This is a genomic window from Pseudomonas sp. CMR5c (assembly GCF_003850545.1).
Taxonomy (GTDB): Bacteria; Pseudomonadota; Gammaproteobacteria; order Pseudomonadales; family Pseudomonadaceae; genus Aquipseudomonas; species Aquipseudomonas piscis.
Genome location: NZ_CP027705.1, coordinates 6,594,986 through 6,620,520 on the forward strand (window position 1 = coordinate 6,594,986; position 25,535 = coordinate 6,620,520).

Here is a 25,535-nt window from a genome sequence, read left to right on the forward strand (position 1 = left end):
GGCCATCAGAGGAAGCTCCGTGGAAGCACTGCACCAGAAAATTCGCGAAGAAGGCATCGTGCTTTCCGATCAAGTACTGAAAGTCGACGCCTTTCTGAACCATCAGATCGATCCGCAGTTGATGAAATTGATCGGCGACGAATTCGCCAGGCTGTTCAAGGACTCGGGCATCACCAAGATCGTGACCATCGAGGCCTCCGGCATCGCTCCTGCGGTCATGACCGGCCTGAACCTGGGTGTACCGGTGATCTTCGCCCGCAAGCACCAGTCCCTGACCCTGACCGAGAACCTGCTCTCGGCCACCGTCTACTCCTTCACCAAGCAAGTGGAAAGCACCGTGGCCATCTCGCCACGGCACCTGACCAGCAGCGACCGCGTGCTGGTCATCGACGACTTCCTGGCCAACGGCAAGGCCTCCCAGGCCCTGATCTCGATCATCAAGCAGGCCGGCGCCACCGTGGCCGGCCTGGGCATCGTGATCGAGAAATCCTTCCAGGGCGGCCGCGCCGAACTGGACTCCCAGGGCTACCGCGTGGAATCCCTGGCGCGGGTCAAATCCCTGGCCGGCGGCGTGGTCACTTTCATCGAGTGACCCGGCGCCAGGCTCACGGCTGACGAGTGGCCTGCAGGCCGGCCAGCAACAAGCGCTGGTACAGGTCTTCACGCAGGCCCTCCGGCTGCTCCAGCCCCATGCGCTCCAGGTGCTCGGGAAATGCCTCGGGCTCCGGCGCGTCGAAGGCTGCCTTGCCCAGCTCGAGGATCTCGCTGAGCTTGAACTTGCTCTTGAGCCAGTTCAGCGCCCGCAGCAAGTCGCGCTCCTGGGCGGTGAAATCACTGCCCAGCGGATACTCTGGAAACAGGTGGCGGTGGCGCGCCTGTATGTCCAGCAAGCGCTGCGGACTGTTATCGGCAAAGCGCGGATCCAGGCGGAAGTCCCTGGGCAGCTTGCCGGCCTTCTGTGCCTGTTCCATCAGCCCGGGCTGGAAACGTGAATCGCTGATGTTGAGCAACGCCTCGATTACCTTCGCATCGGACTTGCCCCGCAGATCGGCGATCCCGTACTCGGTGATGACGATGTCCCGCAGGTGCCGCGGGATGGTGCAATGGCCGTACTCCCAGACGATGTTGGAACTGACCTCCCCTGCCGACTCCCGCCAACTGCGCAGGATCAGCACCGAACGGGCATCCGCCAGGGCATGGCCCTGGACCACGAAGTTGTACTGCCCGCCCACGCCGCTCAACACCCGCCCGCCCTGTAACTGGTCGGACACCGCGGCGCCCAGCAGGGTCATGGTGAACGCGCTGTTGATGAAGCGCGCATCGCGACGTTGCAGGCGCTTGAGCTCCTCGTGGCCATACAGCTCGTTGATGTAGCTGATGGCGCTCATGTTGAACTCCGCGAGCCGCTCCTTGGGCAGCTCGCGCAGGCGCTGGTAGAAGCTGCGCGGCCCGAGGAAGAAGCCGCCATGGATCGCAACCCCGCCCGGCGTGGACGGGTCCAGGGCTCCGGCATTGGCCTGTTCCTGCAGCTCCTGGCTCGGGTAGACCTTGCGCCGCACGATCCCGGCATCGGTCAGGGCCAGCAAGCCGTTGACGAACATCTCGCTGCAACCATAGAGCCCCTGGGCAAACGGCTCGACGCCGCCCTCGCGATCGATCAGCGGCTGCCAATGAGCCACCTGCAAGTCCGCCAGCAAGGCACGGTAGCCCTGGTTGTCCGCCTGGCGTGCCAGCAAGGCGGCGGTCAGCGCATCGCCCATGGAGCCGATGCCGATCTGCAGGGTACCGCCATCGCGCACCAGGGTACTGGCGTGCAGGCCGATGCAATGGTCTTGCACGCCCACCGGCATGTTCGGCGTGGAAAACAGCGTGCTGCGCTCTTCTTCGTCGATCAGCAGGTCGAAGTCCCTCGCCTGGACTTCAGCGTCGCCCGGCATGTAGGGCAGGTCCGCATGGACCTGGCCGAGGATCAGGATGGTCTCCCCGGCGGCGCGGCGCTTGGCGATCAGCGGCAGCATGTCCAGGGTGATGTCCGGGTTGCAGCTCAGGCTCAGCTGGCCAGGCCGCTGCGGATCGCGGGCCACCAGTTGGGCCACCAGGTTCAGGCCTGCGGCATTGATGTCCCGGGCCGCATGGCTGTAGTTGCTGCTGACGTAGTCCTGTTGCGCCGCCGCGCTGTGCAGCAGGCTGCCGGGCTGCATGAAGAACTGCTCGACGCGGATGTTGGCCGGCAGGCTGTCGCGGTGCAGGTCGGCGAGGAAGTCCAGCTCGGGATAGTCGCCGAACACCCGCTCGACGAAGGGTTCGAGAAACCGCCGCTGCAAGCCGTCACCCAGGGCCGGACGCCCCAGGCTCAGGGCGGTGTAGATGGTCAGTTGGCGCTCGGGCAACTGGGCGATGCGCCGGTACAGGGCATTGGCGAACCGATTGGGTTTGCCCAGCCCCAGGGGCATGCCCATGTGGATGTGTTGCGGCAAGCGGGCGAGTACTTCATCCACCGCCTGCTCGATGGAACAGGATTGCAGCATCTGACCCTCCAGGAACCGTCCGTGAATTGGGGTTGGACCGAGCTTGCCGGGAGTTTGCTGCATTGAACAGGGCGCAGGTCAAATCGCGCCCACAAAAAAGCCGCTCGCAAGCGGCTTTTTCGCTGCAGATGACCGCTTATTTCAGGCCGGACATCTTCTGGATCGCGCCCTTGAGCTCCTCATCGGAGCAGTCGGCGCAGGTGCCTTTAGGAGGCATGGCATTGATGCCGGTAATCGCCTTGGCCAGGATGCCATCGAGGCCGCCCTGGTGATCGGCACGCTCTTTCCAGGCAGCGGTATCGCCGATCTTCGGTGCGCCCAGCAGGCCGCTGCCGTGGCAAGCGTTGCAGTGCTTGGCGATCACGTCGTCCGGCGACTTGGCGCCACCGCCACCGCCTGCGGAGGCAGCGACTTCCATCCCCTTGCATTCCTGACCCTGGACACAGACCTGGCCAACGGGCTCGAGGCGCTTGGCGATATCGTCATTGGTCGCAGCTTGAGCGCTGACTGCCCAAAGGGCCAATACGGTTGCTGGTGCGGCCAGCATTTTCATAATTAGGTTCACGCGTACACCCTCAATGGTGGCTAGTCACGCCTGCGGCCACGGTTTCGCAGGCGGGCGAAAGTATAACGGTTAGCCCGCCACACTGAAACAACCCCAAAGTCGAAGGGGTCTTGATCGCGGCGAAATGTCGCTGGGGCCTCGCTGCAAGCCTTGCAGGACGCCTCTTGGTCTAGAAATTCGCTGGTGTGGCTGCGCTGATTAGTCGCGCCGGCGCATCGAACGGATTACGGAAACGATGGGGCTTGGTGCTTTCGAAATAGTAGCTGTCACCGGCCTCGAGGATGAAGGTTTCCAGTCCTACCACCAGTTCCAGGCGACCTTCGAGCAGGATCCCGGTTTCTTCGCCGTCATGGGTGAGCATCTCCTCACCGGTGTCGGCGCCCGGCGGGTAGATCTCGTTGAGAAAGGCAATGGCGCGGCTCGGGCGTGCGCGCCCCACCAGCTTCATGGTCACGGCGCCATCGGAGATGTCGATCAGTTCGTGGGCTTTATAGACGATCTGCGAAGGAGTCTCCTGGAGAACTTCCTCGGAAAAGAACTCCACCATGGACATGGGGATGCCGCCCAGCACCTTGCGCAACGAGCTGATCGAAGGACTGACGCTGTTCTTCTCGATCATTGAAATGGTGCTGTTGGTGACGCCCGCGCGCTTGGCGAGTTCACGCTGGGACAAACCCTTCAGTTTACGGATGGATTGCAGTCGTTCACCGACGTCCAATACGGCAGTCTCCTAGGCGGGAATCAGGCGTTGTTGTAATCGAGCGTTATCATGGCGACAGCGTTCAGTATTTACAACACTTGCCCCGGATTCCCCCAGGATAGGCGACTTTCGGTGCAGGCCCCGGAAACTCAGCCCTCGCTGTACACCAGCGGCACCCGCCGCAGGTTGCAGAAGAACTGGTAGGGGATGGTATCGGCCGCCAGGGCGACCTCGCTGGCCAGGATGTTCTTGCCCCACAGTTCCACGGTCGAGCCCAGGCCGGCCTCGGGCACGTCCGTCAAATCGACACACAGCATGTCCATGGAAACCCTGCCCAGCAGGCGGCTGCGCTGGCCGGCCACCAGTACCGGGGTACCGGTGGGCGCATGGCGCGGATAGCCGTCGGCGTAACCCATGGCGACCACGCCGATCCGCATCGGCTTGTCGGTGATGAACTTGGCGCCGTAGCCGATGGGCTCGCCGGCAGGCAGCTCACGCACGCAGATGACCTTGGACTCCAGGGTCATCACCGGTTGCAGGCGCTCGGCCAGCGAGTTGGCTTCCTCGAACGGCGTCGCCCCGTAGAGCATGATGCCCGGGCGCACCCAGTCGCTGGGCGCACTCGGCCAACCCATCAGCGCCGGCGAGTTGCGCAGGCTGACCTCGGCCCCAAGGCCCTGGCGGGCCGCTTCGAATACCGCGATCTGCTCGGTGCTGCTGGTGCAATGCAATTCGTCGGCACGGGCGAAGTGGCTCATCAGCACGATCTTCTCGACCTTGCCGCTGGCCTGCAGTCGCTGGTAGGCGTCCTGATAGTCCTTGGGGTGCAGGCCGACCCGGTGCATGCCCGAGTCCAGCTTGAGCCAGACCGTCAGCGGCTTGGCCAGGCTCGCTTGCTCGATGGCCTCCAGCTGCCACAGCGAGTGCACCACGCACCAGAAATCATGCTCGATGATCAGCGCCAGCTCCGACGCCTCGAAGAACCCCTCCAGCAACAACACCGGCGCGCCAATGCCCGCGGCGCGCAGCTCCAGGGCTTCCTCGATGCAGGCCACGGCAAAACCGTCGGCGCAATCCTCCAGGGCCTGGGCGCAGCGCACCGCGCCATGGCCATAGGCATCGGCCTTGATCACCGCGAGGGCACGGGCACCCGAGACTTCGCGGGCCAGTTGATAGTTGTGACGCAGGGCTTGGAGATCGATCAGGGCACGGGCAGGACGCATGGCGGCAGACTTCTAGGCGGTCATGGGAATAAAAACCGGTGCTGGATGGCGCAGAACCGCCACCGGCACCGGGAGAGGGATCTTTTCGTTTAAGGCAGGGCGGCCACTACCGACAGCTCGACGAGGATTTCCGGCTCGCAGAGCTTGGCCTCGACGGTGGCCCGGGCCGGTGCCACGCCCTTGGGCAGCCACTGGTCCCAGACACTGTTCATGCCTTCGAAATGGGCATCGATGTCCTTCAGGTAGATGGTCACCGACAGCAGCCGGGTCTTGTCGGTGCCGGCCAGGTCCAGCAAGCGCTCGATGCTGGCCAGGGTTTCCCGGGTCTGTTGCTCAATCCCGGCCTGCAGGTTGTCCCCGACCTGTCCGGCCAGGTAGACGGTACCGCCGTGAACAACGATCTGGCTCATGCGCTCATTGGTGAGCTGGCGCTGGATTGACATGTTTAGCTGACTCCTGAGGGTTGCCATAACGGGAAATGTCGAGGCCTTCGGCACTGATCTGCGGCTTCTTCTTGGCCATCAGGTCCGCCAGCAGGCGGCCCGAACCGCAGGCCATGGTCCAGCCGAGCGTACCGTGGCCGGTGTTCAAGAACAGGTTGCGATACGGCGTGGCGCCGACAATCGGCGTGCCATCCGGGGTGGTGGGACGCAGCCCGGTCCAGAAGCTGGCCTGGGACAGGTCGCCGCCCTGAGGATAGAGGTCGTTGACGATCATCTCCAGCGTTTCACGCCGGCGCGGGTTCAACGACAAGTCGAAACCGGCGATCTCGGCCATGCCGCCGACCCGGATACGGTTGTCGAAACGGGTGATCGCGACCTTGTAGGTTTCGTCCAGGATGGTGGATGTCGGGGCCATCGCCGAGTTGGTGATCGGCACGGTCAGGGAGTAGCCCTTGAGCGGATACACCGGCGCCTTGATGCCCAGCGGCTTGAGCAATTGCGGCGAGTAGCTGCCCAGGGCCAGCACGTAGCGATCGGCGGTTTCCAGCTTGCCGTCGATCCACACGCCGTTGAGCCGGTCGCCGGCGAAGTCCAGGCGCTGGATGTCCTGGCCGAAGCGGAACTCGACGCCCAGCTTGACGGCCATTTCCGCCAGGCGGGTGGTGAACATCTGGCAGTCGCCGGTCTGGTCGTTGGGCAGGCGCAGGGCACCGGCGAGGATGTTGGTGACGCTGGCCAGGGCCGGCTCGACCCGGGCGATGCCGTCGCGGTCCAGCAGTTCGAAAGGCACGCCGGACTCCTTGAGCACGGCGATGTCCTTGGCCGCACCGTCCAGTTGCGCCTGGGTACGGAACAGCTGGGTGGTGCCCAGGCTGCGACCTTCGTAGGCGATGCCGGTTTCCGCCCGCAGTTCGTCGAGGCAGTCGCGGCTGTATTCGGACAGGCGCACCATGCGCTCTTTGTTCACGGCATAGCGGCTGGCGGTGCAGTTACGCAGCATCTGCGCCATCCACAGGTATTGATCGACGTTGGCGGTGGCCTTGATCGCCAGCGGGGCGTGGCGTTGCAGCAGCCACTTGATGGCCTTGAGCGGAACGCCCGGGGCGGCCCATGGCGAGGCATAGCCAGGCGATACCTGGCCGGCGTTGGCGAAGCTGGTTTCCATGGCAACGGCAGGCTGACGGTCCACCACGGTCACTTCGAATCCGGCTTGAGCCAGATAATAGGCACTGGTGGTTCCGATAACGCCACTGCCCAAGACCAGAACGCGCATTTTCATATCCTCATCGCGGCTGACCGCCGCCGGTTGTTATTCGAAGCAAAGATGCGCGCAGTGTAAGAAACATCAGGCAGTGATTTTCACTATATAACCGCCTATATTTGGCGAGAATTCTCGGCAATATCGCTTTTCACGGAGGGGCATCCCCTATGAGAACCAACCACCAGACCCGCCGCGCCCTGGACAAGATCGACCGCAACATCTTGCGCATCCTGCAGGCCGACGGACGCATTTCCTTCACCGAGCTGGGGGAACGGGTCGGCCTCTCCACCACCCCCTGCACCGAGCGGGTACGGCGCCTGGAACGCGAAGGGATCATCATGGGCTACAACGCCCGCCTCAACCCGCAGCATCTGAAGGGCAGCCTGCTGGTCTTCGTCGAGATCAGCCTGGACTACAAGTCCGGCGACACCTTCGAAGAGTTCCGCCGGGCGGTGCTCAAGCTGCCCCACGTGCTGGAGTGCCACCTGGTCTCCGGCGACTTCGACTACCTGGTCAAGGCACGGATCTCGGAGATGGCCTCGTATCGCAAGCTGCTGGGCGACATCCTGCTCAAGCTGCCCCACGTGCGCGAATCCAAGAGCTACATCGTGATGGAGGAAGTGAAGGAAAGCCTGAGCCTGCCGATTCCCGACTGAAGGCTAGCAGGCCGTTGAAAAACGTAGGCGAGACAGCTAGCGCAAGGCAAAAAAGCGCGGTTTACGAGTGGTAAGTGAGCATTTTGACCGGGCTGGCGCACCAGCCTGTTTTCAACGCAGCGATGGCAACGCAGGTAGATTTTCAACGGCCTGCTAGACCAGCACCTGGCGCTGGCTGGCCATGTAGTCGTGGATCTGCTTCTCGACCTGCGGATGGATCAGCTCCACCGGGCGCCGGCCATTGGGGCACGGCAGGCTCGACGTGGTGCCGAAGAGGCGGCAGATCAGCGGTCGCTCGTCATACACCGTGCATCCCTCGGGGCCCAGGTGCACACAGTCCAGCGCCGCCATGGCCGCGTCCTGCTCGGCGGCGGTCTTGCGTGGCAGGCGGGACATCTCCTCCGGCGACGTGGTGACCGGGCCGCAGCAGTCGTGGCAGCCAGGCACGCACTCGAAGGAGGGAATCTGCTGGCGCAGGCTACGGACGATCTGGCGGTTACAGCTCATTAAAAGGCCTACAGGCACGTGGACGGCCGTGGATTCTGCCTCAAATCCACCCGCCAGGTCAGCGCCGACCGCCCTGCGGTTGCCCCGCCGGAAAGGCGCGGATTATCCTCCGTGCATTTTCCAGACCCGATCAGGACGACGCCCTTCATGCCCGCCAGCCTCCAGCACGCCGCCAGCGACCGGCACCCCGCTTCCTATTACGCCGCCAGCAGCCTGCCACAACCGGACTATCCGGCCCTGGCCGGCGAGCAGGTCGCGGACGTATGCGTGGTCGGCGGCGGCTTCTCGGGGCTCAACACCGCGCTGGAACTGGCCGAGCGCGGCCTCAGCGTGGTTCTGCTGGAAGCCCGGCGAATCGGCTGGGGCGCCAGTGGGCGCAATGGCGGGCAATTGATTCGCGGCGTCGGCCACGGCCTGGAGCAGTTCACCAAGGTGATCGGCAGCGAAGGCGTGCGGCAGATGAAACTCATGGGCCTGGAGGCGGTGGAGATCGTCCGCCAGCGCATCGAGCGTTTCCAGATCCCTTGCGACCTGACCTGGGGTTACTGCGACCTAGCCAACAAACCCGCCGAGCTCAAAGGCTTTGCCGAAGAAGCCGAGGAACTGCGCAGCCTTGGCTATCGCCACGAGACCCGTCTGCTGCAGGCCAGCGAAATGCACAGCGTGGTGGGCTCCAAGCGCTACGTCGGAGGCCTGGTCGACATGGGCTCCGGCCACCTGCACCCGCTGAACCTGGCCCTGGGCGAGGCCCAGGCCGCCCAACGGCTGGGGGTGCGCCTGTTCGAACATTCGTGCGTGACCCGCATCGACTACGGGGCCGAGGTCAAGGTGCATGCGGCCCGCGGCACGGTACGCGCCAAGACCCTGGTGCTGGGCTGCAACGCCTATCTCAACGACCTCAATCCGCAACTGGGTGGCAAGGTCCTGCCGGCCGGCAGCTACATCATCGCCACCGAGCCCCTGAGCCCGGACCAGGCCCAAGAGCTGTTGCCACAGAACATGGCCGTCTGCGACCAGCGAGTGGCCCTGGACTACTACCGGCTCTCGGCCGACCGGCGCCTGCTGTTCGGTGGCGCCTGCCACTACTCCGGGCGCGACCCCAAGGATATCGCCGCCTACATGCGACCGAAGATGCTGGACGTGTTCCCGCAGCTGTCCGCCGTGAAGATCGACTACCAGTGGGGCGGGATGATCGGCATCGGCGCCAACCGCCTGCCGCAGATCGGCCGGCTCAAGGACCAGCCCAATGTGTATTACGCCCAGGCCTACTCGGGCCATGGAGTGAATGCCACGCACCTGGCGGGCAAGCTGTTGGGCGAAGCCATCAGCGGCCAGCACGGTGGGGGGTTCGACCTGTTCGACAAGGTGCCGCACATCACCTTTCCCGGCGGCAAGCACCTGCGTTCGCCACTGCTGGCCCTGGGCATGCTCTGGCATCGCCTGAAAGAACTGGCCTGAACACCAGGAACCTTCCCCGCTGCCAGGGCCAAGGGCCCCTGGCAGGCAAGCGCCGCTACCGCCGCCAGAAGGGCTTGAGCCCTTCTTCCCGGGCTTCGTCAGGGCTCAGGCCGATATCCCGCAACTGCTCGGCCGGCATCTCCAGCAGGGCCCTGCGCGTGCTCAGCCGATGCCAGTACAAGCCCCAGCGGCCAAGGCCGGAAGGCGCGGAACGGGACGATGCTCGCTCCACTGCCTGTTCCTGCTCCGCCACCAGTTCCTGACTGTGTAACGACAGCCGCACATCGCTCAAGCCGCTCATCTGCATCGCTCCTGTTGCTCAAGTTGCCATGAGCCGACATGATGAGTGGCAAGCAAAAACCGATACAGAGCCAAAGCATCTGTATTAACTCCATACAGATTTAGCCAGAATCCTGCTGAATCCTGGATTTTTTGCCGATCTGTACCGGTCCTCACGCCCACCACTACGAGGCAACAGCATGACCCTCTATGTGAATCTCGCCGAACTCCTGGGCACCCGCATCGAACAGGGGTTCTACCGACCCGGCGACCGGCTGCCGTCGGTGCGTGCCTTGAGCCTCGAGCATGGAGTCAGCCTGAGCACGGTGCAGCAGGCCTATCGCCTGCTCGAGGACAACGGCCTGGCGATGCCCAAGCCCAAGTCGGGGTATTTCGTGCCGCCCAGCCGCGAGCTGCCGGCCCTGCCCGCAGTGGGCCGCCCGGCCCAGCGGCCGGTGGAGATTTCCCAGTGGGACCAGGTACTGGAGCTGGTTCGCGCGGTGCCGCGCAAAGATGTGGTACAGCTGGGACGCGGCATGCCGGATATCACCACGCCGACCATGAAGCCGCTGCTGCGGGCCCTGGCCCGGCTCAGCCGCCGCCAGGACATGCCCGGCCTGCATTACGACAACATCTACGGCGTGCTGGAGCTGCGCGAGCAGGTCGCGCGGTTGATGCTGGATTCAGGCTGCCAGGTGGGAGCCAACGACCTGGTGATCACCACCGGTTGCCATGAAGCGCTGTCCACCAGCATCCGCGCCATCTGCCAGCCCGGGGATATCGTCGCCGTGGACTCGCCAAGCTTCCACGGCGCCATGCAGACCCTCAAGGGCCTGGGCATGAAGGCCCTGGAGATCCCCACCGACCCGGTCAGCGGCATCAGCCTGGAAGCCCTGGAGCTGGCCCTGGAGCAGTGGCCGATCAAGGCCATACAGTTGACCCCGAACTGCAACAACCCCCTGGGCTACATCATGCCCGAGCAGCGCAAGCGCGCCTTGCTGACCCTGGCCCAGCGCTTCGACGTGGCGATCATCGAGGACGATGTGTATGGCGAACTGGCCTACACCTACCCGCGCCCACGGACCATCAAGTCCTTCGACGATGATGGCCGCGTGCTGCTGTGCAGTTCGTTCTCGAAAACCCTGGCGCCGGGCCTGCGCATCGGCTGGGTAGCCCCCGGGCGCTACCTGGAACGAGTGCTGCACATGAAGTACATCAGCACCGGCTCCACGGCTCCGCAACCCCAGGTGGCCATCGCCGAGTTCCTCAAGGGCGGCCATTTCGAGCCCCACCTGCGCAAGATGCGCAACCAGTACCAGCGCAACCGCGACCTGATGCTGGACTGGGTCAGCCGCTACTTTCCCGCCGGCACCCGCGCCAGCCGCCCGCAAGGCAGCTTCCTGCTGTGGATCGAACTTCCCGAGCGCTTCGACTCTCTGAAGCTCAACCGCATCCTGCTGGACCAGGGGGTGCAGATCGCCGTGGGCAGCATCTTTTCCGCCTCGGGCAAATACCGCAATTGCCTGCGGATGAACTACGCTGCCAAGCCAACCCCGCAGATCGAGGACGCGGTACGCAAGGTCGGCGCCGCGGCCAGCCAGCTACTCAGCGACATCCAGGACTGACGCCTGCCCCTTTCGTCCCAAGCCAGGCATGTACCCCGTGCAGTGATACGAGATGACCCGACTTGAGCCGTAAACAGGCGTTCTCCTTGCTTCTGTTGCTGGGCCTCGGGCTCGGCGGCTGCGCCACTCCTCAAACGCCACCCCGGCCCAGCCAGGCCCTGGCCGCCACTGACTCGGCGTTCGCCCAATCGATCAGGGCGCAGGCCGCTCCCTACCAAGGGCGCTCGGGCTTCCGCCTGCTGCCCAACAGCACCGAGGCATTCATGGCCCGCGCCGAATTGATTCGCCGGGCGCAAAGCAGCCTCGACCTGCAGTACTACATCGTCCACGACGGCATCAGCACACGAATGCTGGTGGACGAACTGCTCAAGGCCGCCGATCGCGGCGTGCGGGTGCGCATCTTGCTGGACGACACCACCAGCGACGGCCTGGACCAGATCATCGCCACCCTGGCGGCCCACCCGCAGATCCAGATCCGCCTGTTCAACCCCCTGCACCTGGGGCGCAGCACCGTCCTCACCCGCTCCATGGGCCGCCTGTTCAACCTTTCGCAGCAACATCGGCGGATGCACAACAAGCTGTGGCTGGCCGACAACAGCGTGGCCATCGTCGGTGGGCGCAACCTGGGGGATGAGTACTTCGATGCCGAGCCCAACCTGAACTTCACCGACATCGACATGCTCAGCGTCGGCCCGGTGGCCGAGCAGTTGGGCCACAGCTTCGACCAATACTGGAACAGCGCCCTGAGCAAGCCGGTGGATGAGTTCCTGTCCCGGGCCCCGTCGGCCAACGACCTGGACAACACCCGGCTACGCCTGGAGCAATCGCTGCAGGACAGTCGCCGGCAGAACCAGGCGCTGTATCGACAGCTGATGGCCTACCAGACCCAGCCGCGCATGGAGCTCTGGCGCAGGGAATTGATCTGGGCCTGGAACCAGGCCCTGTGGGACGCGCCGGCCAAGGTCCTGGCCAAGGGCGACCCCGATCCGCAACTGTTGCTGACCACCCAGCTGGCACCGGAACTACGGCGCGTGAGCCAGGAGCTGATCATGGTCTCGGCCTACTTCGTCCCCGGCCAGTCCGGCCTGGTGTACCTGACGGGCCGCGCCGATGCCGGGGTCGCGGTGAGCTTGCTGACCAACTCCCTGGAAGCCACCGATGTCCCGGTGGTGCATGGCGGCTACGCACCCTATCGCAAGGCACTGCTGGAGCACGGGGTCAAGCTCTACGAGCTGCGACGCCAGCCTGGAGAGCGCGGCGGCAGCGGGCCCAGGCTGTTTCACGGTGGCTCCATCCATGGCTCGGACTCCAGCCTGCACAGCAAGGCGATGATCTTCGACCAGCGCAAGAGCTTCATCGGCTCGTTCAATTTCGACCCGCGCTCGGTGCTGTGGAACACCGAGGTCGGGGTGCTGGTGGACAGTCCGGAGCTGGCCTGGCACGTACGCGAGCTGGCCCGGCAGGGGATGGCCCCGGCCCTGAGCTACGAGGTCAGGCTGGAGGACGGCAAGCTGACCTGGGTCACCGAGGACCAGGGCCGGCTGCACAGCCTGGATCACGAGCCTGGCAGCTGGTGGCGCCGGATCAACGCCTGGCTGAGCACCCGCATCGGCCTGGAACGCATGCTCTAGCCACTACGAGGGCTGGGCCTGGGGGCTACCGAAGGCGCCTGGGCGCAGCAGCAGGAGCAGCAACCCGAAGGCACCGGCCGCCACCAGCAGCAACATGGCATGGCCGCTGACCCACTGGCTGCCCGCTCCCGCCACCAGGGGACCGACCAGGCAGCCGATCCCCCAGAGCTGCGCCACATGGGCATTGGCCCGCACCAGTGCATCGTCGCGATAGCGCTCGCCGATCAGGATCAGCGACAGGGTGAACAAGCCACCGGCGCTGGCGCCGAACAGCACCCACAGCGGCCAGATCAGCCAGCGATTATCCAGCAGCAGCGGAATGGCCAGGCTGGAACACAGCAGGATCACCGCGCAGCCGGTGAACAACCCACGGCGCGATATCCGGTCGGCCAGGGCGCCGATCGGCAGTTGCAGCAGGGCATCGCCCACCACCACGGTACTGACCATTGCCAGGGCGATGTCCTCGCTGAAACCCTGGCTCAGGCAATACACCGGCAACAGGGTGAGGATCAGCGCCTCGAAGGTGGCGAACAGCGCCACCGCCCAGCCAATCGCCGGCAATGCCTTGCAGAAGCGCCAGAGGCCCCCCAGGGTCACGCTGCACGACTCGGTGGCCGGGGCGCCGCTGCGGCCCAGCAGGAACAAGGGCGCCACCACCAACAGGCCGACCGACACCCAGAAGCCGTAGTCATGCTCGGTGCCCAACACTCCCAGCAGCAAGGGTCCGGCCAGCTGGCTCAGGGCGTAGCCGCTGCCATACAGCGCCACCAGGCGCCCGCGCCACTGCTCCACAACCAGCTGGTTGATCCAGCTTTCCCCGAGCACGAAGATGATGGTCAGCACCATGCCCAGGATCAGCCGCAGCACCAGCCACACCGGGTAGCTGGGCAACAGCGCCAGCAAGCCGATGGACACCGCCCCCGCCCACAGGCACAGGCGCATCAGGCTGGCGGTGCCAAGGCGGGCCGCCAGCCGATTGGAAATCTTCGCCCCAAGCAATACACCGATAGCCGGCATCGCCGCGACCACGCCGATGGCAAAGGGCCCGTAGCCCCAGCCTTCGAGGCGGAAGGACACCAGCGGCATGGTCATGCCCAGGGCCAGGCCCACGCTCAGGACAGCGGACAAAACGGCGAAATAGGTCGCCCAACGCATTTCCACGCTCCTGTGGATCATTGTTCTGCAAGGCACAGACAACACAGCCGGACTTCCCATGCGGAAAGCCCGGCTGCGCTACGATCGCCCGCCCCTTCAGGGACGGGCTGGACACAAGGGACTCAGAGCTTGATCCAGGTCGCCTTCAGCTCGGTGTACTTGTCGAATGCGTGCAACGACTTGTCACGGCCGTTGCCCGATTGCTTGAAGCCACCGAACGGCGCGGTCATGTCGCCACCGTCGTACTGGTTGACCCAAACACTGCCGGCGCGCAAGGCCCGGGCAGCCTGGTGGGCCTTGGAGATGTTCGCGGTCCACACCGCTGCCGCCAGCCCGTAAGGGGTATCGTTGGCGATCTGGATCGCTTCTTCCGCAGTGTCGAAGGTGATGACCGACAGCACCGGGCCGAAGATCTCTTCCTGGGCGATCTTCATGGCGTTGCTGACGCCGTCGAAGATCGTCGGCTCGACGTAGGTGCCGCCGGTTTCCTCAAGGATGCGCTTGCCGCCGACCAGCAGCTTGGCGCCGTCGGCGTGACCAGCCTCGATGTAGGACAGCACGGTGTTCATCTGCTGGCTATCCACCAGGGCTCCGACATTGATGGCCGGGTCCAGCGGGTTGCCCGGTTTCCAGGCCTTGAGGGCCTCCAGCACCATGGGCAGGAACTTGTCCTTGATGGAGCGCTCCACCAGCAGGCGGGAGCCGGCGGTGCAGACTTCGCCCTGGTTGAAGGCGATGGCACTGGCCGCGGATTCGGCGGCGGCCTGCAGGTCGGGGGCATCGGCGAACACGATGTTCGGACTCTTGCCGCCGGCCTCGAGCCAGACGCGCTTCATGTTCGACTCGCCGGAGTACACCAGCAATTGCTTGGCGATCTTGGTGGAACCGGTGAACACCAGGGTGTCCACGTCCATGTGCAGGGCCAGAGCCTTGCCGACGGTATGGCCGTAGCCTGGCAGCACGTTGAACACACCGGCGGGAATGCCGGCTTCAACCGCCAGGGCAGCGATACGAATCGCGGTCAGTGGCGATTTCTCCGACGGCTTGAGGATTATCGAGTTGCCGGTGGACAACGCAGGCCCCAGCTTCCAGCAGGCCATCATCAGCGGGAAGTTCCACGGCACGATGGCCGCGACCACGCCCACTGGCTCACGGGTGACCAGGCCCAGCTGGTCATGGGGAGTGGCGGCGACTTCGTCGTAGATCTTGTCGATGGCCTCGCCGCTCCAACTCAGGGCCTGCGCGGCGCCGGGAACGTCGATCTCCAGGGAGTCGGTGATGGGCTTGCCCATATCCAGGGTTTCCAGGAGGGCCAGCTCCTGGGCGTGCTGCTTGAGCAGGCCGGCGAAACGGATCATCACCGACTTGCGCTTGGCCGGGGCCAGGCGCGACCAGGCACCGGAGTTGAAGGTGGCGCGGGCATTTTCCACCGCGCGCTGGGCGTCTGCCGCATCGCAGCTGGCGATGGTGGCCAGCACACGACCGTCTACCGGGCTGATGCATTCGAAGGTTTGATTGGAAACCGAAGCGGTGTATTCACCGTTGATATAGGCGCGGCCTTCGATCTTCAGTTCCCGGGCGCGTTGTTCCCAGTCGGCACGAGTCAGGGTGGTCATGCGAGTAGCCTCCTCTTGTTGTGGATGCAAGCGCCACGCGAACGACGCTGGCACTCTTGAAGAATTCTGCCCGGCCAGCCTGTATTCGGCCCGAGGCACTCGCCACCCTAAACCAGCGGGACCGGTACTTTCAATATATTTGACAGAGCCCGGGCAAACCGGATTGCTATGTGCATTTTAATAAACATAGACTCTGCCCTTCATAGCCACTCGCGCCGTAATCACGGGGGAATCCAGCAATGAGCATCCACAACGTCGTCGACTTCAGCCAGGCCGCCACCGAGGTCGAACGCTATCGGCCCGCCGCAGAAAAGATCCTCAAGGGCGACCCCGAGCAAGCGGTGCTCAACCACTACGCCAGCCCCTGCGGCCAACTCAATGCCGGGATCTGGGAAGGCGCCGTAGGCCAGTGGACGGTGAACTTCACCGAGCATGAATACTGCGAGATCCTGCAGGGCGTGTCGGTCCTGCGCGACAACGACGGCAACGCCAAGACCCTGCGCGCGGGCGACCGTTTCGTGATCCCGGCCGGCTTCAGGGGCACCTGGGAAGTGCTGGAACCCTGCCGCAAGGTCTACGTGGCCTTCGAACAGAAAGCCTGAATCGCAGGCACAAAAAAACCCGCTTGAAGGCGGGTTTTTTGTCAGAAGAAAAATCAATTACTTGATTTTGCCTTCTTTGTAGATCACGTGCTTACGAACAACCGGATCGTATTTCTTGATCTCGATTTTGTCCGGAGTAGTACGCTTGTTCTTGTCGGTAGTGTAGAAGTGACCAGTACCGGCGCTCGAGATCAAACGAATCAATTCACGCATGATTAGCTCCCTTAAACCTTGCCGCCATCGCGACGGATGTCGACCAGAACGGCGTCGATACCGCGCTTGTCGATGATACGCATGCCTTTGGCAGATACGCGCAGACGCACGAAACGTTTCTCGGACTCAACCCAGAAGCGGTGATGCTGCAGGTTCGGCAGGAAACGACGACGGGTTTTGTTGTTTGCGTGGGAAATGTTATTCCCAGTCACCGGACCCTTACCGGTAACTTGACAGACTCTAGACATGCCTCAGCCCTCTAAAACCACATGCCCAACCCGGCATGGGTTGGCCGCTTAATCTCTCAGTCATTTGGCGCCAGGCGCCGCGTTTCTTTAGGGTCTTACCGGCTACGCCTGCAGGTGCAAGGAACCGGGCCCCTAGAAAAGAGCGCTGCTTTATACCAGAAAGACCCCATAGCAACAACAGCCGCTGCGCTCGGGATGATGAAAAGTGCTGATTTTCTTGCGCCGGACGCCTGCGGCAAAGGCTACCGCAGAAAATGACCACTCGTCGCTGAATACTTTCCAGACGCCGCCAACACTGCAGGGCAACCCTCCAGCAGGCCCACAGGCAGCCTCCAGGTGGCAGCTGGACGGTACGAAAGGGATAGTCATTTTCCCACGAGGTCACTAGGGTAAGGCAATTCCAGACTGCACTCGCAGATGGGCTTTCGATCTGCACAAGGAACCCGACCATGCGTCTTGCCGCCCTCCCGCTCCTGCTCGCCCCCCTCCTGAGCCCATTGGCCCAGGCCGCCGCGCTGAGCGTCTGCACCGAAGCCAGCCCGGAAGGCTTCGACGTGGTGCAATACAACTCGCTGACCACCACCAACGCTTCCGCCGATGTATTGATGAATCGCCTGGTGGAGTTCGATGCCAGTAGCGGCAAGGTGGTCCCCAGCCTGGCCGACAGCTGGGAGATTTCGTCCGATGGGCTGACCTATGTGTTCAAGCTGCATCCGAAGGTGAAATTCCACCGCACCGAATACTTCAGCCCCAGCCGCGAGATGACCGCCGAGGACGTCAAGTTCAGCTTCGAACGCATGCTCGACCCGGCCAACCCCTGGCACCAGGTGGCCCAGAGCGGCTTCCCCCACGCCCAGTCCCTGCAGCTTCCCGGCCTGATCAGGAAGATCGACGCCCTGGACCCGCTGACCGTGCGCTTCACCCTGGACCATGCCGACTCCACCTTCCTCGCCACCTTGAGCATGGGTTTCGCCTCGATCTATTCAGCGGAATACGCCGACCAGCTGCTCAAGGCCGGCACCCCGGAAAAGCTCAACAGCCAACCGATCGGCAGCGGGCCGTTCATCTTCGGCCGCTTCCAGAAGGACGCCGCGATCCGCTACAAGGCCAACCGCGACTACTTCGCCGGCAAGCCGGCGGTGGACACGCTGATCTTCGCCATCACTCCGGATGCCAACGTGCGCCTGCAGAAACTGCGGCGCAACGAATGCCAGATCGCCTTGTCGCCCAAGCCCCTGGATGTCCAGACCGCCAGCACCGACCCAGCCCTGAAGGTCGAGCACACCGCGGCCTTCATGACCGCCTTCGTCGCCATCAACAGCCAGCACCCGCCACTGGATAAACCCGAGGTGCGCCAGGCGATCAACCTGGCATTCGACAAGGCCAACTACCTCAAGGCGGTCTTCGAAGGCACTGCCGAAGCGGCCAATGGCCCCTACCCGCCCAACACCTGGAGCTACGCCAAGGAACTGCCGGGCTACGCCTTCGATCCTGAAAAAGCCCGCCAGCTCCTGGCCAAGGCCGGGCTCAAGAGCGGCTTCCAGACCACCATCTGGACCCGCCCTTCCGGCAGCCTGCTCAACCCCAACCCGAGCCTGGGCGCGCAAATGCTCCAGTCGGACCTGGCCCAGGTGGGGATCCAGGCGGAGATCCGCGTGATCGAATGGGGCGAACTGATCCGCCGGGCCAAGGCTGGCGAGCACGACCTGCTGTTCATGGGCTGGGCCGGCGACAACGGCGACCCGGATAACTTCCTCTCGCCACAGTTCACCTGCGCGGCGGTCAAGTCCGGGACCAACTTCGCCCGCTATTGCGACCAGAACCTGGACAAGCTGATCACCGCGGGCAAGACCACCAGCGAGCAAGGCGTGCGCAGCAAGCTGTACCAGCAGGCCCAGACCCAGATCCAGCAGCAGGCGCTATGGCTGCCCCTGGCCCACCCGACCGCCTTCGCCCTGGCTCGCAAGCAGGTCCAGGGCTACCAGGTAAGCCCCTTCGGCCGCCAGGACTACTCCAAGGTCAGCCTCCGCTAGCCTCCCCCTACTCACCATGGCAAGCCCCGGGATAGCGGGCTTGCCTCGGGTTCAGAGCCAGCCGTACTCGGCCATCGACAGCGGATCGCCCTCGCCGATGATGAAGTGATCCAGCACCCTGACATCGATCAGCTCCAATGCCTGCTGCAAGCGCCGGGTGACCACCCGGTCCGCAGGGCTGGGATCGGAAATGCCCGACGGGTGGTTGTGGCAGAGGATCACCGCCGCGGCGTTGTGGGCCAGGGTGCGCTTGATCACCTGGCGCGGATGCACCGTGGTGCTATCGATCGAGCCATGGAACAGGATCTCGAACGCCAGGACCCGATGCTTGGTGTCCAGGAACAGGCAGCCGAACACCTCATGGGGTTCGTGCCGCAGCATCGACTTCAGGTAATCGCGCACCACCAGTGGGTTTTCCAACGCGGAGTGCCGATGCAGCTCCTGCGCGAGGTTGCGCCGGGCCATTTCCAGCACGGCCTGCAACTGCGCATATTTGGCCGGTCCCAACCCCGGCTGGCGGGTAAAGGTCAGCTGGTCCGCCTCCAACAGGCTGCGCAAGCTGCCAAAACGCTGCAACAGCAGCCGGGCCAGGTCGACCGCGCTCCTGCCGGCGATACCGGTACGCAGGAAGATCGCCAGCAACTCGGCATCGGAAAGGCTGAGCGCGCCCTGCTCCAGAAGCCGTTCCCGCGGGCGCTCCGCCGCGGGCCAATCACGAATGCTCATCACACCTCCCTGTGCATGGCGCCGCTGTTCCATGGCGGACGCTGTGCTATCTTAGCCCCCTCTTTTTTGCGTGGTATTTCACCTGGGGAGGGGAACTCCACGCAGTAATCTCTGAACGGAAAGACAGGCCTATGCAGCGGCTGTATCGCAAACGCATCGTGCTCGGCGTCGGTGGCGGCATTGCCGCCTACAAGAGCGCGGAGCTGGTTCGCCGACTCCTCGACCAGGGCGCCGAAGTGCGCGTGGTCATGACCCGGGGCGGCTGTGAATTCATAACCCCGCTGACCCTCCAGGCCCTCTCCGGGCATCCGGTCCACCTCGACCTGCTGGACCCGGCGGCCGAAGCCGCCATGGGCCATATCGAGCTGGCCAAGTGGGCCGACTTGGTGCTGATCGCCCCGGCCACGGCCGACCTGATCGCCCGCCTGGCCCAAGGCATCGCCGATGACCTGCTGACCACCCTGGTCCTGGCCACCGACGCCACCGTGGCCATCGCCCCGGCCATGAACCAGGCCATGTGGCGCGATCCTGCCACCCAAGCCAACACCCAGCTCCTGCAGAGCCGCGGCCTGCGAGTATTCGGCCCGGCCTCCGGCAGCCAGGCCTGCGGCGATGTCGGCCTGGGCCGCATGCTCGAAGCCAACGACCTGGCACTGTGCGCCGCCGACTGCTTCCAGCACCAGGCCCTGACCGGCAAGCATGTACTGATCACCGCCGGGCCGACCCAGGAAAACATCGACCCGGTGCGCTACATCACCAACCATAGCTCAGGGAAAATGGGCTTCGCCCTGGCCGAGGCCGCCGTCGAAGCCGGCGCCCGGGTCACCCTGATCACCGGACCGGTGCACCTGCCAACCCCCGACCGAGTCACGCGGATCGACGTCGTCAGCGCTCGCGACATGCTCGCGGCCTGCGAGGCGGCCATTCCATGCGACATTTTCATCGCCTCTGCGGCGGTCGCGGATTACCGCCCGGAAGTCGTTGCCCCACAGAAATTAAAGAAAGACCCTACGAACGGTGACGGCCTGCTGCTGCAAATGGTGCGCAACCCGGACATCCTGGCCACCATCGCCACCCGTCCTGACCGCCCATTCAGCGTCGGCTTCGCCGCCGAGACCGAACACCTGCTCGACTACGCTGCACGCAAACTGAAGGACAAGAACCTCGACCTGATCGTCGCCAACGACGTGGCCAACCCGAGCATTGGCTTCAACAGCGAGGAAAACGCCTGCAGCGTGATTGACCGAGAGTTGCACGCAACCCTCTTCGCCCAGACCAGCAAGGGCAAGATTGCCCGCCAGCTGATCTCCTTCATCGCCGAACGGCTGAACCAGGTTTAACTCGCATGCACGCTTTACAAGCCAAGATCCTCGACCCACGCATCGGTAGCGAATTCCCCCTGCCGCAGTACGCCACGCCAGGCTCCGCCGGCCTCGACCTGCGCGCCATGCTCAAGGAAGACACCGTGCTGGAACCGGGCCAGACCTTGCTGATCCCTACTGGCCTGTCGGTCTACATCGGCGACCCGGGCCTGGCCGCCCTGATCCTGCCCCGCTCCGGCCTGGGCCACAAACACGGCATCGTGCTGGGTAACCTCGTGGGCCTGATCGACTCGGACTACCAGGGCGAACTGATGGTGTCCTGCTGGAACCGCGGCCAGAGTGCCTTCAACATCGCTGTCGGCGAGCGTATCGCCCAGCTGGTGCTGGTACCTGTGGTCCAGGCCCACTTCGAGGTGGTCGAGGCGTTCGATGAGAGCCAGCGCGGTGCTGGCGGTTTCGGCCACTCCGGCAGCCATTGAGGCTGGCTGCGGGCCGGGCGCCCTGCCCGGCCCGTTCACCTCACCTGGGAAATTTCAGGATGAACGATCGTCGGTCATCGCCGGCGAATCCGCCCCAACCGCCCCGGCTTCAGGCTGATGGCACACCAGCCATAGCCCCCGGATGGCACTTTCGCAGTACGAACTCTATGCTGAAAACGCCGTCATACCCTTCAGTTTGAGCCTGCCGGCCTGTCATTCCACGGCCGTACCGCACCCCCTTCAGATGGAGCACCCTCAGTGATGAGCACCGCAGCCAAAGTCGCCCCGAAACTTCCCGACAGCATCTTCCGCGCCTACGACATCCGTGGCGTTGTACCGGAAACCCTGAACGCCGAAACCGCCTACTGGATCGGCCGCGCCATCGGCTCCCAGAGCCTGGCCCAGGGCGAACCCAACGTTTGCGTGGGCCGTGACGGCCGCCTGTCCGGGCCAGAATTGGTGGCCCAGCTGATCCAGGGCCTGCATGACAGCGGCTGCCACGTCAGCGATGTCGGCCTGGTTCCGACCCCGGCCTTGTACTACGCAGCCAACGTACTGGCTGGCAAATCCGGGGTGATGCTCACCGGCAGCCACAACCCGTCGAACTACAACGGCTTCAAGATCGTCATCGCTGGCGACACCCTGGCCAACGAACAGATCCAGGCCCTGCACGAGCGCCTCAAGAGCAACAACCTGAGCAGCGCCCAGGGCAGTGTCACCAAGGTCGATATCCTGCCGCGCTATCTCGAGGAGATCACCCGGGACGTGAAGCTGGCCCGTCGCATGAAGGTGGTGGTCGATTGCGGCAACGGCGCCGCCGGAGTCATTGCCCCGCAACTGATCGAGGCCCTGAACTGCGAAGTCATCCCGCTGTTCTGCGAGGTGGATGGCAACTTCCCCAACCACCACCCGGACCCGGGCAAACCCGAGAACCTCGAGGACCTGATCGCCAAGGTCAAGGAAACCGGGGCCGACCTGGGCCTGGCCTTCGACGGCGATGGCGATCGGGTCGGGGTAGTGACCAACACCGGCAGCATCGTCTTCCCCGATCGCCTGCTGATGCTCTTCGCCAAGGATGTGGTGGCGCGCAACCCGGATGCGGAAATCATCTTCGACGTCAAATGCACCCGGCGCCTGGTTCCACTGATCAAGGAATATGGCGGCCGTCCGCTAATGTGGAAAACCGGTCACTCGTTGATCAAGAAGAAAATGAAGCAGACCGGCGCCCTGCTGGCTGGCGAGATGAGCGGCCATGTGTTCTTCAAGGAGCGCTGGTTCGGTTTCGATGACGGCATCTACAGCGCGGCACGCCTGCTGGAGATCCTCAGCAAGGAAAAAACCACTTCGGAAGAGTTGTTCGCCACCTTCCCGAACGATATTTCCACGCCGGAAATCAATATCCATGTGACCGAAGAGAGCAAATTCAGCATCATTGATGCCTTGCACGACGCACAGTGGGGCGAGGGTGCCAACCTGACCACCATTGACGGGGTGCGAGTCGACTATGCCAAGGGCTGGGGACTGGTTCGCGCCTCCAATACCACCCCAGTGCTGGTGCTGCGCTTCGAGGCTGACAATGCAGCCGAACTGCAGCGGATTAAGGACGTGTTCCATGTCCAACTGAAACGTGTTGCACCTGATCTCCAACTACCGTTTTGATTGTTTGAAGCACCGGAGCCCTGAATGACCATCGAACGCGACGCCGCCGCCAATACCGCCAAGGTCCTATCCGAAGCGCTGCCTTATATCCGCCGTTATGTCGGCAAGACCCTGGTGATCAAGTACGGCGGCAACGCGATGGAAAGCGAGGAGCTGAAAACCGGCTTCGCCCGCGACATCGTGTTGATGAAGGCTGTAGGGATAAATCCGGTGGTAGTACACGGCGGTGGACCGCAAATCGGCGACCTGCTCAAGCGCCTGTCGATCGAAAGCCACTTCGTCGATGGCATGCGCGTGACCGATGCGCAGACCATGGACGTGGTGGAGATGGTCCTCGGTGGCCAGGTGAACAAGGACATCGTCAACCTGATCAACCGCCATGGCGGCAGCGCCATCGGCCTGACCGGCAAGGATGCCGAGCTGATCCGGGCCAAGAAGCTCACCGTGACCCGCCAGACGCCGGACATGACCACTCCGGAAATCATCGACATCGGCCATGTGGGCGAAGTGGAAGGGATCAATACCGACCTGCTGAACCTGCTGGTCAAGGGTGACTTCATCCCGGTGATCGCACCGATCGGCGTGGGCGCCAATGGCGAGTCCTACAACATCAACGCCGACCTGGTGGCTGGCAAGGTGGCCGAGGCCCTGAAAGCCGAGAAGCTGATGCTGCTGACCAACATCGCCGGCCTGATGGACAAGTCGGGCAAGGTCTTGACCGGCCTGAGCACCCAGCAAGTGGACGAGCTGATCGCCGACGGCACTATCTACGGCGGCATGCTGCCGAAGATCCGCTGCGCCCTGGAAGCGGTACAGGGCGGCGTGGGCAGCTCGCTGATCATCGATGGTCGCGTGCCCAACGCGATCCTGCTGGAGATCTTCACCGACACCGGCGTGGGCACCCTGATCAGCAATCGCAAGCGCCCTTAAAGCAGCAATGAAAAAGACCCCGCCGGGCTTGGCCTGGCGGGGTCTTTTTTTGCGTCTTCTGCAGGAGCCGAGCTTGTCCGCGATATCGGCGCACCAGGCAGGCCGCTATCACGGGCAGGCCTCGCAGCAATACTCAGACGCCAAATTGCGCGCGGTAGGCTTCCACCGCCGGAAGGTGCTGCTTGAGCTGCGGATCGTCCGCCAGGAACTCCAGGACCTGGTTCAGCGAGACGATGCTTACCACCGGGATGCCAAAGTCGCGCTCGACTTCCTGGATCGCCGACAGCTCGCCGTTACCGCGCTCCTGGCGGTTCAGGGCGATCAGTACGCCGGCCGCCCTGGCGCCGTCCTGGGAGCCGATGATCTGCATGACTTCACGAATGGCCGTACCGGCAGTGATCACGTCATCGATAATCAGCACATCGCCGGTCAACGGCGCGCCCACCAGGCTACCACCCTCGCCATGGGCCTTGGCTTCCTTGCGGTTGAAGCACCAGGGCAGGTCGCGCTGGTGATGCTCGGCCAGGGCGACTGCGGTCGCCGCCGCCAGGGGAATGCCCTTGTAGGCCGGCCCGAACAGCACATCGAAGGAAATGCCGCTGTCGACGATCGCCGCAGCATAGAAACGCCCCAACTGGGCCAGGGCCGTGCCGCTGTTGAACAGGCCGGCATTGAAGAAGTAGGGGCTGGTACGCCCGGACTTCAGGGTGAACTCACCGAAGCGCAAAACCCCGCGATCGATGGCAAAACGAATGAAATCGCGCTGATACGCCTGCATGAAAAAACCCCAGATACCACGGATTTAGCTAATTAGGTAGAGCTCGGGTATCATACACGCACGTGATTTTTGGGGCCATTTATGCGGATCATCAGTGTGAACGTCAATGGTATTCAGGCTGCAGTCGAGCGCGGTTTGCTCAGTTGGCTGCAGGCACAGAATGCCGACGTCATCTGCCTGCAGGACACCCGCGCCTCCGCCTTTGAACTGGACGACCCAGCCTTCCAACTGGATGGCTACTTCCTTTATGCCTGCGATGCCGAAGTTCCCGCCCAAGGTGGCGTGGCTTTGTACTCGCGGTTGCAGCCGAAGGCGGTCATCAGCGGCCTCGGCTTTGAAACAGCCGATCGTTACGGGCGCTACCTGCAAGCCGATTTCGACAAGGTCAGCATCGCGACCTTGCTGCTTCCATCAGGGCAGAACGGCGATGAAGACTTGAACCAGAAGTTCAAGTTAATGGACGACTTCGCCCGCTACCTGGACAAGCAGCGGCGCAAGCGGCGCGAGTACATCTACTGTGGTTCGTTGTACGTGGCGCAACAGAAGCTGGACATCAAGAACTGGCGCGACAGCCAGCAGTCTCCGGGCTTCCTGGCGCCCGAACGCGCCTGGATGGACGAGATCATCGGCAACATGGGTTATGTCGACGCCCTGCGCGAAGTCAGCCGTGAAGGCGACCAGTACAGCTGGTGGCCGGACAACGAGCAGGCCGAGATGCTCAACCTGGGCTGGCGCTTCGACTACCAGCTGCTGACTCCCGGCCTGCGGCGCTTCGTACGGAGCGCGCGCCTGCCGCGCCAGCCACGCTTCTCGCAGCACGCACCGCTGATCGTGGACTATGACTGGACGCTGACCATCTAAGCGTCCTTGCATACCCCCACAAAAAAGCCGACATCAG

25 protein-coding genes and 1 pseudogene are annotated in these 25,535 nt (G+C 63.7%); 12 read left to right on the forward strand and 14 right to left on the reverse strand.

Annotated elements, in window-relative coordinates:
• The first annotated feature begins 19 nt into the window (after positions 1 to 19).
• Positions 20 to 592 carry a xanthine phosphoribosyltransferase gene (locus tag C4K40_RS30530; protein WP_022641819.1) on the forward strand — a complete coding sequence of 191 codons (573 nt, stop codon included), beginning with the start codon at positions 20 to 22 and terminating at the stop codon, positions 590 to 592.
• 13 nt (positions 593 to 605) lie between these two features.
• Here C4K40_RS30530 and C4K40_RS30535 read toward each other — a convergent pair whose 3' ends face one another.
• The 6 genes from C4K40_RS30535 to dadA all read right to left on the reverse strand — a co-directional run bounded on the left by C4K40_RS30535 (position 606) and on the right by dadA (position 6,732).
• Positions 606 to 2,528, reverse strand: a complete 1,923-nt coding sequence (locus C4K40_RS30535; protein ID WP_053133678.1) for an acetyl-CoA hydrolase/transferase C-terminal domain-containing protein — start codon at positions 2,526 to 2,528, stop codon at positions 606 to 608.
• A gap of 136 nt (positions 2,529 to 2,664) precedes the next feature.
• Positions 2,665 to 3,081, reverse strand: coding sequence for a cytochrome c5 family protein (locus C4K40_RS30540; protein WP_031320691.1), 417 nt, complete (start codon positions 3,079 to 3,081; stop codon positions 2,665 to 2,667).
• A gap of 181 nt (positions 3,082 to 3,262) precedes the next feature.
• Positions 3,263 to 3,811, reverse strand: a complete 549-nt coding sequence (locus C4K40_RS30545; RefSeq protein WP_053133672.1) for a cupin domain-containing protein — start codon at positions 3,809 to 3,811, stop codon at positions 3,263 to 3,265.
• Positions 3,812 to 3,942: 131 nt separating this feature from the next.
• Positions 3,943 to 5,016, reverse strand: coding sequence for an alanine racemase (gene alr / locus C4K40_RS30550; protein WP_053133668.1), 1,074 nt, complete (start codon positions 5,014 to 5,016; stop codon positions 3,943 to 3,945).
• 89 nt (positions 5,017 to 5,105) lie between these two features.
• A complete protein-coding gene (locus C4K40_RS30555; protein ID WP_022641824.1) occupies positions 5,106 to 5,459 on the reverse strand; it encodes a RidA family protein in 354 nt (117 codons plus the stop codon).
• Positions 5,431 to 6,732 carry a D-amino acid dehydrogenase gene (dadA, locus tag C4K40_RS30560; RefSeq protein WP_053133665.1) on the reverse strand — a complete coding sequence of 434 codons (1,302 nt, stop codon included), beginning with the start codon at positions 6,730 to 6,732 and terminating at the stop codon, positions 5,431 to 5,433. The genes C4K40_RS30555 and dadA overlap by 29 nt, the downstream gene beginning before the upstream one ends.
• A 155-nt stretch (positions 6,733 to 6,887) precedes the next feature.
• On the opposite strand from dadA, the gene C4K40_RS30565 reads away from it, so the two are divergent.
• A complete protein-coding gene (locus tag C4K40_RS30565) occupies positions 6,888 to 7,376 on the forward strand; it encodes an Lrp/AsnC ligand binding domain-containing protein (RefSeq protein ID WP_011064210.1) in 489 nt (162 codons plus the stop codon).
• Positions 7,377 to 7,529: 153 nt separating this feature from the next.
• Here C4K40_RS30565 and C4K40_RS30570 read toward each other — a convergent pair whose 3' ends face one another.
• The gene (locus C4K40_RS30570; protein WP_022641826.1) at positions 7,530 to 7,883 is read right to left on the reverse strand and encodes a YkgJ family cysteine cluster protein; all 354 of its coding nucleotides are present in this window, start codon (positions 7,881 to 7,883) and stop codon (positions 7,530 to 7,532) included.
• A gap of 147 nt (positions 7,884 to 8,030) precedes the next feature.
• On the opposite strand from C4K40_RS30570, the gene C4K40_RS30575 reads away from it, so the two are divergent.
• Positions 8,031 to 9,341, forward strand: coding sequence for an FAD-binding oxidoreductase (locus tag C4K40_RS30575; RefSeq protein WP_053133662.1), 1,311 nt, complete (start codon positions 8,031 to 8,033; stop codon positions 9,339 to 9,341).
• Positions 9,342 to 9,396: 55 nt separating this feature from the next.
• On the opposite strand, the gene C4K40_RS30580 is transcribed toward C4K40_RS30575, so the two are convergent.
• Entirely contained in the window at positions 9,397 to 9,642 is a 246-nt protein-coding gene (locus C4K40_RS30580) for a DUF1127 domain-containing protein (protein ID WP_053133659.1), read from the reverse strand.
• 178 nt (positions 9,643 to 9,820) lie between these two features.
• On the opposite strand from C4K40_RS30580, the gene C4K40_RS30585 reads away from it, so the two are divergent.
• On the forward strand, positions 9,821 to 11,245 hold the full coding sequence (locus C4K40_RS30585; protein WP_022641828.1) for a PLP-dependent aminotransferase family protein: 1,425 nt from the start codon (positions 9,821 to 9,823) through the stop codon (positions 11,243 to 11,245).
• Positions 11,246 to 11,307: 62 nt separating this feature from the next.
• A complete protein-coding gene (locus C4K40_RS30590) occupies positions 11,308 to 12,876 on the forward strand; it encodes a phospholipase D family protein (protein ID WP_031320694.1) in 1,569 nt (522 codons plus the stop codon).
• Between the two features lie 3 nt (positions 12,877 to 12,879).
• On the opposite strand, the gene C4K40_RS30595 is transcribed toward C4K40_RS30590, so the two are convergent.
• Both C4K40_RS30595 and C4K40_RS30600 read right to left on the reverse strand, forming a co-directional pair.
• Positions 12,880 to 14,031: an MFS transporter gene (locus C4K40_RS30595; protein WP_053133655.1), complete on the reverse strand. Its 1,152-nt coding sequence runs from the start codon at positions 14,029 to 14,031 to the stop codon at positions 12,880 to 12,882.
• 122 nt (positions 14,032 to 14,153) lie between these two features.
• The gene (locus tag C4K40_RS30600; RefSeq protein WP_053133652.1) at positions 14,154 to 15,647 is read right to left on the reverse strand and encodes an aldehyde dehydrogenase; all 1,494 of its coding nucleotides are present in this window, start codon (positions 15,645 to 15,647) and stop codon (positions 14,154 to 14,156) included.
• Positions 15,648 to 15,886: 239 nt separating this feature from the next.
• On the opposite strand from C4K40_RS30600, the gene C4K40_RS30605 reads away from it, so the two are divergent.
• On the forward strand, positions 15,887 to 16,249 hold the full coding sequence (locus C4K40_RS30605; protein WP_022641832.1) for a cupin domain-containing protein: 363 nt from the start codon (positions 15,887 to 15,889) through the stop codon (positions 16,247 to 16,249).
• A 57-nt stretch (positions 16,250 to 16,306) separates the two neighbouring features.
• Here C4K40_RS30605 and rpmG read toward each other — a convergent pair whose 3' ends face one another.
• Both rpmG and rpmB read right to left on the reverse strand, forming a co-directional pair.
• On the reverse strand, positions 16,307 to 16,462 hold the full coding sequence (gene rpmG, locus C4K40_RS30610; RefSeq protein WP_003177274.1) for a 50S ribosomal protein L33: 156 nt from the start codon (positions 16,460 to 16,462) through the stop codon (positions 16,307 to 16,309).
• Positions 16,463 to 16,473: 11 nt separating this feature from the next.
• The gene (gene rpmB, locus C4K40_RS30615; RefSeq protein ID WP_031320695.1) at positions 16,474 to 16,710 is read right to left on the reverse strand and encodes a 50S ribosomal protein L28; all 237 of its coding nucleotides are present in this window, start codon (positions 16,708 to 16,710) and stop codon (positions 16,474 to 16,476) included.
• Positions 16,711 to 17,159: 449 nt separating this feature from the next.
• Between rpmB and C4K40_RS30620 the strand changes: the two genes are divergently transcribed.
• Positions 17,160 to 18,743: an ABC transporter substrate-binding protein gene (locus C4K40_RS30620; protein WP_053133648.1), complete on the forward strand. Its 1,584-nt coding sequence runs from the start codon at positions 17,160 to 17,162 to the stop codon at positions 18,741 to 18,743.
• A 51-nt stretch (positions 18,744 to 18,794) separates the two neighbouring features.
• Here the strand turns inward: C4K40_RS30620 and radC are convergent, their stop codons facing one another.
• Positions 18,795 to 19,469 (reverse strand): DNA repair protein RadC, encoded by a 675-nt coding sequence (radC, locus tag C4K40_RS30625; RefSeq protein ID WP_053133645.1) that lies wholly within the window; start codon positions 19,467 to 19,469, stop codon positions 18,795 to 18,797.
• Between the two features lie 131 nt (positions 19,470 to 19,600).
• On the opposite strand from radC, the gene coaBC reads away from it, so the two are divergent.
• The 4 genes and pseudogenes from coaBC to argB all read left to right on the forward strand — a co-directional run bounded on the left by coaBC (position 19,601) and on the right by argB (position 23,859).
• Positions 19,601 to 20,809, forward strand: coding sequence for a bifunctional phosphopantothenoylcysteine decarboxylase/phosphopantothenate--cysteine ligase CoaBC (gene coaBC, locus C4K40_RS30630; protein WP_022641836.1), 1,209 nt, complete (start codon positions 19,601 to 19,603; stop codon positions 20,807 to 20,809).
• Positions 20,810 to 20,814: 5 nt separating this feature from the next.
• Positions 20,815 to 21,270 (forward strand): dUTP diphosphatase, encoded by a 456-nt coding sequence (gene dut / locus C4K40_RS30635; RefSeq protein WP_022641837.1) that lies wholly within the window; start codon positions 20,815 to 20,817, stop codon positions 21,268 to 21,270.
• 258 nt (positions 21,271 to 21,528) lie between these two features.
• Positions 21,529 to 22,929 (forward strand): annotated as a pseudogene (locus tag C4K40_RS30640) (phosphomannomutase/phosphoglucomutase); the annotation flags it as partial.
• A gap of 24 nt (positions 22,930 to 22,953) precedes the next feature.
• Complete coding sequence (argB, locus tag C4K40_RS30645) at positions 22,954 to 23,859, forward strand: acetylglutamate kinase (protein ID WP_053133639.1); 906 nt, start codon at positions 22,954 to 22,956, stop codon at positions 23,857 to 23,859.
• Positions 23,860 to 23,992: 133 nt separating this feature from the next.
• Here the strand turns inward: argB and pyrE are convergent, their stop codons facing one another.
• The gene (pyrE, locus tag C4K40_RS30650; RefSeq protein WP_022641841.1) at positions 23,993 to 24,637 is read right to left on the reverse strand and encodes an orotate phosphoribosyltransferase; all 645 of its coding nucleotides are present in this window, start codon (positions 24,635 to 24,637) and stop codon (positions 23,993 to 23,995) included.
• 81 nt (positions 24,638 to 24,718) lie between these two features.
• Here pyrE and C4K40_RS30655 point away from each other — a divergent pair, with 81 nt between their 5' ends.
• On the forward strand, positions 24,719 to 25,498 hold the full coding sequence (locus tag C4K40_RS30655) for an exodeoxyribonuclease III (RefSeq protein WP_011064227.1): 780 nt from the start codon (positions 24,719 to 24,721) through the stop codon (positions 25,496 to 25,498).
• The last annotated feature ends 37 nt before the right edge of the window (positions 25,499 to 25,535 follow it).

Coding starts and splice junctions, on each gene's coding strand:
- C4K40_RS30535 (WP_053133678.1), bottom strand. CDS start 2,528: ATGCTGCAATCCTGTTCCATCGAGCAGGCGGTGGATGAAGTACTCGCC.
- C4K40_RS30540 (WP_031320691.1), bottom strand. CDS start 3,081: ATGAAAATGCTGGCCGCACCAGCAACCGTATTGGCCCTTTGGGCAGTC.
- alr (WP_053133668.1), bottom strand. CDS start 5,016: ATGCGTCCTGCCCGTGCCCTGATCGATCTCCAAGCCCTGCGTCACAAC.
- C4K40_RS30555 (WP_022641824.1), bottom strand. CDS start 5,459: ATGTCAATCCAGCGCCAGCTCACCAATGAGCGCATGAGCCAGATCGTT.
- dadA (WP_053133665.1), bottom strand. CDS start 6,732: ATGCGCGTTCTGGTCTTGGGCAGTGGCGTTATCGGAACCACCAGTGCC.
- C4K40_RS30565 (WP_011064210.1), top strand. CDS start 6,888: ATGAGAACCAACCACCAGACCCGCCGCGCCCTGGACAAGATCGACCGC.
- C4K40_RS30570 (WP_022641826.1), bottom strand. CDS start 7,883: ATGAGCTGTAACCGCCAGATCGTCCGTAGCCTGCGCCAGCAGATTCCC.
- C4K40_RS30575 (WP_053133662.1), top strand. CDS start 8,031: ATGCCCGCCAGCCTCCAGCACGCCGCCAGCGACCGGCACCCCGCTTCC.
- C4K40_RS30580 (WP_053133659.1), bottom strand. CDS start 9,642: ATGAGCGGCTTGAGCGATGTGCGGCTGTCGTTACACAGTCAGGAACTG.
- C4K40_RS30585 (WP_022641828.1), top strand. CDS start 9,821: ATGACCCTCTATGTGAATCTCGCCGAACTCCTGGGCACCCGCATCGAA.
- C4K40_RS30595 (WP_053133655.1), bottom strand. CDS start 14,031: ATGCGTTGGGCGACCTATTTCGCCGTTTTGTCCGCTGTCCTGAGCGTG.
- C4K40_RS30600 (WP_053133652.1), bottom strand. CDS start 15,647: ATGACCACCCTGACTCGTGCCGACTGGGAACAACGCGCCCGGGAACTG.
- C4K40_RS30605 (WP_022641832.1), top strand. CDS start 15,887: ATGAGCATCCACAACGTCGTCGACTTCAGCCAGGCCGCCACCGAGGTC.
- rpmG (WP_003177274.1), bottom strand. CDS start 16,462: ATGCGTGAATTGATTCGTTTGATCTCGAGCGCCGGTACTGGTCACTTC.
- rpmB (WP_031320695.1), bottom strand. CDS start 16,710: ATGTCTAGAGTCTGTCAAGTTACCGGTAAGGGTCCGGTGACTGGGAAT.
- C4K40_RS30620 (WP_053133648.1), top strand. CDS start 17,160: ATGCGTCTTGCCGCCCTCCCGCTCCTGCTCGCCCCCCTCCTGAGCCCA.
- radC (WP_053133645.1), bottom strand. CDS start 19,469: ATGAGCATTCGTGATTGGCCCGCGGCGGAGCGCCCGCGGGAACGGCTT.
- coaBC (WP_022641836.1), top strand. CDS start 19,601: ATGCAGCGGCTGTATCGCAAACGCATCGTGCTCGGCGTCGGTGGCGGC.
- dut (WP_022641837.1), top strand. CDS start 20,815: ATGCACGCTTTACAAGCCAAGATCCTCGACCCACGCATCGGTAGCGAA.
- argB (WP_053133639.1), top strand. CDS start 22,954: ATGACCATCGAACGCGACGCCGCCGCCAATACCGCCAAGGTCCTATCC.
- pyrE (WP_022641841.1), bottom strand. CDS start 24,637: ATGCAGGCGTATCAGCGCGATTTCATTCGTTTTGCCATCGATCGCGGG.
- C4K40_RS30655 (WP_011064227.1), top strand. CDS start 24,719: ATGCGGATCATCAGTGTGAACGTCAATGGTATTCAGGCTGCAGTCGAG.